Source organism: Cryobacterium sp. TMT4-10 (assembly GCF_004403275.1).
Taxonomy (GTDB): Bacteria; Actinomycetota; Actinomycetes; order Actinomycetales; family Microbacteriaceae; genus Cryobacterium; species Cryobacterium shii.
In genome coordinates, this window is the sequence record NZ_SOGU01000043.1 from 45,850 (window position 1) to 53,696 (window position 7,847).

Here is a 7,847-nt window from a genome sequence, read left to right on the forward strand (position 1 = left end):
ATGACCCGCGTGCTCGTGGTCGGCAGCGGACTGGCAGGGCTGATCGCCGCGGTCCGGGCGACGGATGCCGGCCACCGGGTGACACTCGTCACCAAGGCCGGGCTGCCCGAGAGCAACACCCGCTACGCCCAGGGCGGGATCGCCGCCGCCATGTTCTCCGACGACTCCGTCGACTCGCACTACCTCGACACGATCAGGGCCGGGGCCGGCCTGTGCGACCCGGTCGCCGTGCGCGTGCTCTGCTCGGAGGGACCGGCCCGCGTGCGCGACCTGATCAGGTTCGGGGTGGACTTCGACCGCGACGAGTCCGGCGTCACGCGCGGGCTGGAGGCGGCCCACTCGCGGTCCCGCGTGCTGCATGCCGGCGGAGACGCCACCGGCGCCGCCATCCAGGCCGCCCTCGTGGCGACCGTGCACGAGCGCGCGGCTCGGACCCGCTCCCTCCGGGAGTCCGGCGCCGCGACACAGGGCGGCCTGAGCATCCGGGAACACACCATGCTCACCGACCTGACGGTGCAGGACGGCCGGGTCACCGGAGCCGTGCTGCTCGGACCGGACGGGGACCTGCGCACCACGCGGGCCGACAACGTGATCCTGGCCACCGGCGGCGCCGGCGCGCTGTATCCGCACACCACCAACCCGTCCGTGGCCACCGGCGACGGCGTGGCGGCAGCCTGGCGGGCCGGAGCCGTCGTCGCCGACCTGGAGTTCTACCAGTTCCATCCCACGGCTCTGGCCGTGCCGGGCACTCCCCTGGTCTCCGAGGCGGTTCGGGGCGAGGGCGCCGTGCTGCGCAACATCCACGGCCACCGATTCATGCAGGGCGTCCACCCCGGCGCCGAACTGGCCCCACGCGACATCGTGGCCCGCGGCATCGCCCGTGAAATGGCGCGCCAGAACGGCGCACCCGTGCTGCTGGACGCCACCGCCCTCGGCCGTGACCTGCTTGAACGGCGCTTCCCGACCATCACCGCGGCGTGCCGCGACGCCGGCCTGGACTGGGCCGCCCTGCCGATCCCGGTCGCCCCGGCAGCGCACTACTGGATGGGTGGCGTGCACACCGACATCTGGGGACGCAGCTCCCTGCCCGGACTCTTCGCCGTCGGCGAGGTCGCCCGCACCGGGGCCCATGGTGCCAATCGTCTGGCCTCGAATTCGCTGCTGGAGGCGGCCGTGTTCGCCGACCGCGCCGTGCGCGCCCTGCGGCTTCCCTCGGACGGGCCGGTCCACTCGGGGTGGACGGACTCACCCGGGAGGGTCCTGGCCGCCTCAACCATCACCACGAGCGCGACACCCGCGAACGCCACCGCTGTCGACCGGTCCGACGTGCAGCGCCTGATGTGGGAGAGCGCCGGAGTCCTCCGCAGCGGAGAGGGCCTCGCCGCCGCATCCGTGGCCCTGGCCGGGTGGAGAATGAAGCCCGAGCAGCCCGCCGACGTCAATATGCACGTTCGGGCATACGAGGATGCGAACCTGCTCGACCTGGCCAGGGCGACCGTGGCCGCCGCCCTCGCCCGCGAGGAATCGCGTGGCGCGCACCACCGTTCCGACTTCCCCGACAGCCGCCCCGAACTGGCGCGGACCGTGCTCTGGCGCCGAGGCGGCGGCGACCCCGGCACCGGAATGCACGCCGGGCTGCACGATGCAGGCGCGATGCAGAGCACCACGAACCTGGACCACCCCACCGAGGCCGAGGAGGCCATTGCATGCTGACCGTGAACGCCATCGAAACCGTCGTGCGGGCCGCGCTCGAGGAGGACGCCCCGTGGGGGGACCTGACTTCTCAGGTGCTCATCCCGGCCGAGGCGGACGCGGCCGCCCAGCTCGTCGCCCGGGAATCCGGGGTCTTCAGCGGCGGTGCCGTCTTCGCGGCGGCCTTCCGGCTCACCGACCCGCGCATCGTGGTGCGGCTGCTGGTCGCCGACGGCGCCGCCTTCGCTGCCGGGGACGCGCTCGCGGAGGTGTCCGGGTCCGCCCGGGCCATCCTTCAGGCCGAACGCATCGGCCTTAACTTCGTGCAGCGGATGAGCGGAATCGCCACCCTGACGGCACTCTATGTGGCCGAGACCACCGGTACCCGGGCCCGCATCGTCGACACACGCAAGACGACCCCCGGACTGCGTGCCCTGGAGCGCCACGCCGTGCGGGACGGCGGCGGCCACAACCACCGATTCAGCCTCTCCGACGCCGTCATGGCCAAGGACAACCACCTCGCCGTGCTCACCTCCGGCGGCCTCAACCTGACCGAAGCGCTCCTGCGCGTGCGCGACCGCATCTCCCACACCACGCACCTGGAGGTGGAAGTGGACCGGATCGACCAGATCGAGCCGGTTCTGGCCGCCAACGTGGACACGATCATGCTCGACAACTTCTCACCCGACGACCTTCGCGAGGGCGTGCGCATCACGGCCGGCCGCGCCCTGGTCGAGGCCAGCGGCGGCGTCAACCTGGACACCGTGCGCGGCATCGCCGAGACCGGGGTCGACATCATCTCGGTCGGCGCCATCACCCACAGCGTGCGCTCGCTCGACCTCGGCCTCGACGTCGTGATCCTGACCGAGGGCTGACCGGGACCGACGTGATCTACCTCGACAACGCCGCGACGACCCCCGTGCGCCGGGAGGTGCTCGAGGTGCTCTGGCAGCAGCTCGCGGGCAGTTTCGGCAATCCGTCGAGCCACCACCAGGTCGGCGAGGCCGCCGCAGCCGCGCTGGCCGATGCCCGTGCCCAGATCGCGAGCGTGCTCGGCTGTCGCCCGGCCGAGATCGTGTTCACGACCGGCGGCACGGAGTCGGACAACCTCGCGGTGAAGGGAATCGCCCTCGGCGCGCCGCGCGGCCGCCACATCGTCACGTCGGCCGTCGAGCACGAGGCGGTGCTCGAGTCCTGCGATTTCCTGAAGCGGGTGCACGGCTTCGAGATCACACTGCTGGCCCCGGATGCCGCCGGTCGCATCGATCCGGCCCAGCTCCACGCCGCGATCCGCGCCGACACCACCCTGGTGTCGATCCAGTACGCGAACAACGAAGTCGGCACCGTCCAGCACGTCGCCGCCCTCGCGGCCATAGCCCGGGCGGCAGGCGTGCCCTTCCACACCGACGCCGTGCAGGCGGCCGGATGGCTGGACCTCGGCGTGCGGACACTCGGAGTCGACGCACTGAGCCTCTCCGGTCACAAAATCGGCGCCCCTCCCGGAGTCGGGGCGCTCTTCCTGCGCCGAGGCCTCCCGATCGAACCCGTGCTCCACGGCGGCGGACAGGAACGCGGCCGCCGCAGCGGCACCGAGAACGTGGCCGGTGCCCTCGGCCTGGCGACGGCGCTGCGTCTGGCCGACCGGGAACGGGCGGAGGCCGCGCCGCGGGTCGCCGCCTTGCGCGACGCCTTCATCGCCACGGTGCTCACCGGCACCCCGTCCGCCCGGCTGACCGGGCACCCCACCGAGCGCCTCCCCGGGACCGCGTCCTTCGTGTTCCCGGGCACCAGCGGCGAGGCGGTGCTGCTCGAGCTCGAGCAGCGCGGGATCGTCTGTTCGAGCGGCTCGGCCTGCGCGGCGGGAAGCGACGAGGCGTCCCACGTCCTGACCGCGATGGGCCTGCCCGAGGACAAAGCCCGGACCGCCGTGCGCTTCACCCTCGCGGCCACGACCACAGCCGATGACGCACGGCGCGCCGCCGCATCCGTTCAGCCCGCCGTGGACGCAGTTCGGGACCTCGGGCGCCGCTGAGCGCGCCCGGCATCGCCCCGACCCTCTACTGCGCGTGCGTACTCGCGCGTAATGTCCTTAGCGAGGCTAAATAAACAGGATTTGCTGTTGCCCCGCAAAAAAGGCCGCGACCAGCCAAAATGATTCGGCGGCCCCGGCGGCGCAGGTCAGAATCGGCATCTCCAGCATGCGACGCAGCGTGCGGAGTCGTAGAGTTGTGTCAAGAGGCGATAAGCCCAAGTTGGGCCGCCCGAAAAGGGACACCATGACGATAACTGACAAGCCAGTAACCGAGTCGCTCGCAACTCAAATTGATTCACTGGTTAAAGCCGCACAGGTCGCGCTTTTGGATTACGCGAATTTCACGCAAGAACAAATCGATCACATCGTTAAGAAAGCATCCGTTGCAGCCCTCAGCAAGCACGCTGAGCTGGCAGTTCACGCAGTCGAAGAGACTGGACGCGGCGTCTTCGAAGACAAGGCCGTGAAGAACCTCTTCGCTTGTGAGCACGTTACGAACTCCATGCAGAACCTTAAAACAGTCGGCGTTATCAGCCACGACGAAATTAGCGGCATCACCGAAATCGCCGAGCCGGTCGGTGTTATCTGCGGGATCACCCCCGTCACCAACTGCACCTCGACCGCGATCTTCAAATCGCTGATCGCGCTTAAGACCCGCAACCCGATCATCTTCGGCTTCCACCCGGCAGCACAGCAGTCCTCCGCGGCCGCTGCGCGCGTCGTGCGTGACGCCGCGATCGCAGCCGGCGCACCCGCGAACTGTATCCAGTGGATCGAAGTTCCCTCCCTCGAGGCCAGCACCCTGCTGATGAACCACCCGGGCGTGGCAACCATCCTCGCGACCGGTGGTAACGCCATGGTCCGCGCGGCCTACTCCTGTGGCAAGCCCGCCCTCGGCGTCGGTGCCGGCAACGTCCCGGCCTTCATCGAGAAGACGGCCAAGCTCAAGCGCGCCGTGAACGACGTCGTGCTCTCCAAGGCCTTCGACTACGGCATGATCTGCGCTTCGGAGCAGGCCGTCATCATCGAAGAGCCCCTCTACAACGAGGCCATGGTGGAATTCAAGCGCCTCCACGCCTACCTCGTGACCCCCGCCGAGAAGCTGCTCCTCGAAGACTTCATCTTCGGCGTCCAGGCCAACTCGACCAACTGCGGCGAGGCCAAGTTGAACGCCGCAGTCGTCGGCAAGTCGCCGGTCTGGATTGCCCAGCAGGCCGGATTCACGGTTCCCGAAGACACCTCGATCATCATGGTCGAGGTCAGCGGAGTCGGACCGCACGAGCCGATGACCCGCGAAAAGCTCGCGCCGGTTCTCGCCGTGCTGCACGCCAAGGACGCGGAAGAGGGCATCTCGCTCTCCGAGCAGATGGTTGAATTCGACGGCCTCGGCCACTCGGGCTCAATCCACAGCGAGGACCCGGCGATCATCGAGCAGTTCGGAATCCGCGTCAAGGCGGTCCGGATCATCACGAACGCACCGAGCTCGCTCGGTGGCATCGGCGACATCTACAACGCCTTCATCCCGTCGCTCACGCTCGGCTGTGGTTCGTACGGGCACAACTCCGTCTCGAACAACGTCTCGGCGATCAACCTCATCAACGTCAAGCGCATCGGCAGAAGGAACAACAACTTGCAGTGGTTCAAGGTTCCCGCGAAGACCTACTTCGAGCCGAACGCCATCCGTTACCTGTCGGACATGCGCAACGTGGAGCGCGTCACCATCGTGACCGACGCCACCATGACCAAGCTCGGCTTCGTCGACAAGATCCTTGACGTGCTCAACCGTCGCGAGAACCGCGTCTCCCTGCAGATCATCGACAACGTGCTCCCGGAGCCGACCGTCGCCGCCGTCACCAAGGGCGCAGAGGAAATGCGCGCCTTCAAGCCGGACACGATCATCGCCCTCGGCGGAGGTTCGCCGATGGACGCCGCCAAGGTGATGTGGCTGCTGTACGAACACCCCGAAATCGAATTCTCGGACATGAAGGAAAAGTTCTTCGACGTGCGCAAGCGCGCGTTCAAGTTCCCCGACCTGGGCGAACTGGCCAAGCTCGTCTGCATCCCGACTACCTCGGGTACCGGTTCTGAAATGACCCCCTTCGCCGTGATCACGGACGAGGTCAGCGGAGTGAAGTACCCGCTCGCCGACTACGCGCTCCTGCCGACCGTCGCCATCATCGACCCGTCGCTCACCGCAGCGATGCCGTCGTTCCTGGTCGCCGACTCGGGCTTCGACGCTCTGACGCACGCGACCGAGGCTTACGTCTCCGTCTACGCGAACGACTTCACCGACGGCCTGTGCCTGCACGCGATCAAGCTCATCTTCGAGAACATCGTCACGAGCGCCACCGGCACCTCGAACAGCACGGATGCCGCCGTGATCAAGTCGCGCGAGAAGATGCACAACGCCTCCTCGATCGCCGGTATGGCGTTCGGTAACGCGTTCCTGGGTATTTGCCACGCGATGGCTCACGTCACCGGTGCGCAGCTCCACCTCATCCACGGTCGGGTGAACGCAACGTACCTGCCGCACGTGATCCGTTACAACGGTCTCATCCCGACGAAGCTGACCAGCTGGCCCAAGTACGAGAGCTACATTGCTCCCGAGCGTTTCCAGCAGATCGCCAAGCACCTCGGCCTCCCGGCCTCGACGCCTGAAGAGGGCATCGAGTCCTACGCCCAGGCCGTCGAGAAGCTGCGCGACCAGGTCGGCATCAAGCCCTCCTTCCAGGCTCAGGGCGTCGATGAGCAGGACTTCATCGGTCGCCTCGATGCCCTCGCGATGGGCGCCTACGGCGACCAGTGTGCACCCGCCAACCCGCGGATGCCCATGCTCGCGGACATGAAGACGATCATGGAAGCCGCGTACTACGGCACCTCGTTCAACGAGGTCCGCGCCAACCGCGCGGCCGTCGCCGCCGCACCGGAGGAATCGAAGAAGCCGGCCCGCAAGGCAGGCAAGTAGTCTTCACCGCCTGATCGCACCACAAAGAACGGCCCCGCACCTGAACAGGTGCGGGGCCGTTCTTTAGGTGGCGTGTGCCGCCAGAGGATCAGTGCCAGCGGATCAGAGCTGGCGGATCAGAGCTGGCGGATCGAGCCAGCGGGCCGCGATCGGGGTCTCCCCCGTGCTCGAGGTGACTCCGGCCGACCCTCGACCGGAGGCCCAGGCCGTCAGGTCGACCAGGGTGCCCGACACGATTTCGGGAGCGGCGGCATCCGTCGGGCCCATGCCTGTCGGGAGCATATCCGCCGGGCCTACCGACGAGTCCGGGGCATCGGTCACGACCAGGCGCCGGTTCGCGTCCTCGCCCCAGCCGGCCCACGTGCGCTGGATGTCGCCGAGCAGGCGGTTGAGGACGGCTGCGGGCACATCACGGAACGAGCCTCCCTCGTTCAGGTCGACCGCGTGCACCCACAATTCGCGGGTGCGCATCCAGACCGTGTCCGAGACCAGGATCATGGCCCCCTGGCCGTTACGCACCGGGTACATCCGGCGATCCTTCGGCAGATCCCGCCAGGCCCGCTCGAGGAGGCCCGCCGACTCGCTGAAGGAGACACAGAGTTCATCGGGGCGGAGCTTGCTGTCCTTCTCAATCTCATCGTTCCGCACGTCTGCGGACGCGTACATCACGGTCTCGACGCCGGTCTCGGCCCAGAGCAGTAATCGGGTCATGGCGCGGGCGTTGGATGCCAGGTGCGCGACGACATGGCGCCTCGACCAGCCCGGAAGCAGCGAGTCGCCATCGAGTTCTGCGTCGGTGAGCCGGCCCAGTATGCGGGCTACGGCGGCCGTGCCGTGCCCGGCGAGCTGCAACTGCGCCCCCCAGCCGGAGATCTCGGCCGAATCGTGTACTGCGCCCATGGGACTCCCATCGGTGGTGCGATGCTGTGCTATCCACGATAAGCGAGCCCGCATCGGCACCCAAGTCGTGTTCGGCCAGGTCGAGGTTCCCCAACGACCAGGCCAGACGAACGCATATCTCAGGCCGCGGCACCACGCCTCCCCGCGGGACGGCGAACCAATTCGACGGAGATTTTGGCTCTCCTGCTGCATCTGTGGGTCTTTCGGAGCGCCTTAACGGCCGCACGCCGCTTCCTGTCTAGGTTTCTGACTGTCAAG

5 protein-coding genes are annotated in these 7,847 nt (G+C 68.1%); 4 read left to right on the forward strand and 1 reads right to left on the reverse strand.

Annotated features, from left to right (window positions below; translation table 11 throughout):
• The 4 genes from nadB to adhE all read left to right on the forward strand — a co-directional run bounded on the left by nadB (position 1) and on the right by adhE (position 6,689).
• The gene (nadB, locus tag E3T42_RS06810) at positions 1-1,713 is read left to right on the forward strand and encodes an L-aspartate oxidase (protein WP_134366040.1); all 1,713 of its coding nucleotides are present in this window, start codon (positions 1-3) and stop codon (positions 1,711-1,713) included.
• Entirely contained in the window at positions 1,707-2,567 is an 861-nt protein-coding gene (gene nadC / locus E3T42_RS06815) for a carboxylating nicotinate-nucleotide diphosphorylase (protein ID WP_134402698.1), read from the forward strand. The genes nadB and nadC overlap by 7 nt, the downstream gene beginning before the upstream one ends.
• A gap of 11 nt (positions 2,568-2,578) precedes the next feature.
• Positions 2,579-3,724, forward strand: a complete 1,146-nt coding sequence (locus E3T42_RS06820) for a cysteine desulfurase family protein (RefSeq protein WP_134402699.1) — start codon at positions 2,579-2,581, stop codon at positions 3,722-3,724.
• Between the two features lie 244 nt (positions 3,725-3,968).
• Positions 3,969-6,689, forward strand: coding sequence for a bifunctional acetaldehyde-CoA/alcohol dehydrogenase (adhE, locus tag E3T42_RS06825; protein WP_134366043.1), 2,721 nt, complete (start codon positions 3,969-3,971; stop codon positions 6,687-6,689).
• A gap of 102 nt (positions 6,690-6,791) precedes the next feature.
• Here adhE and E3T42_RS06830 read toward each other — a convergent pair whose 3' ends face one another.
• On the reverse strand, positions 6,792-7,589 hold the full coding sequence (locus E3T42_RS06830; protein ID WP_134402700.1) for a maleylpyruvate isomerase family mycothiol-dependent enzyme: 798 nt from the start codon (positions 7,587-7,589) through the stop codon (positions 6,792-6,794).
• Positions 7,590-7,847: the final 258 nt, after the last annotated feature.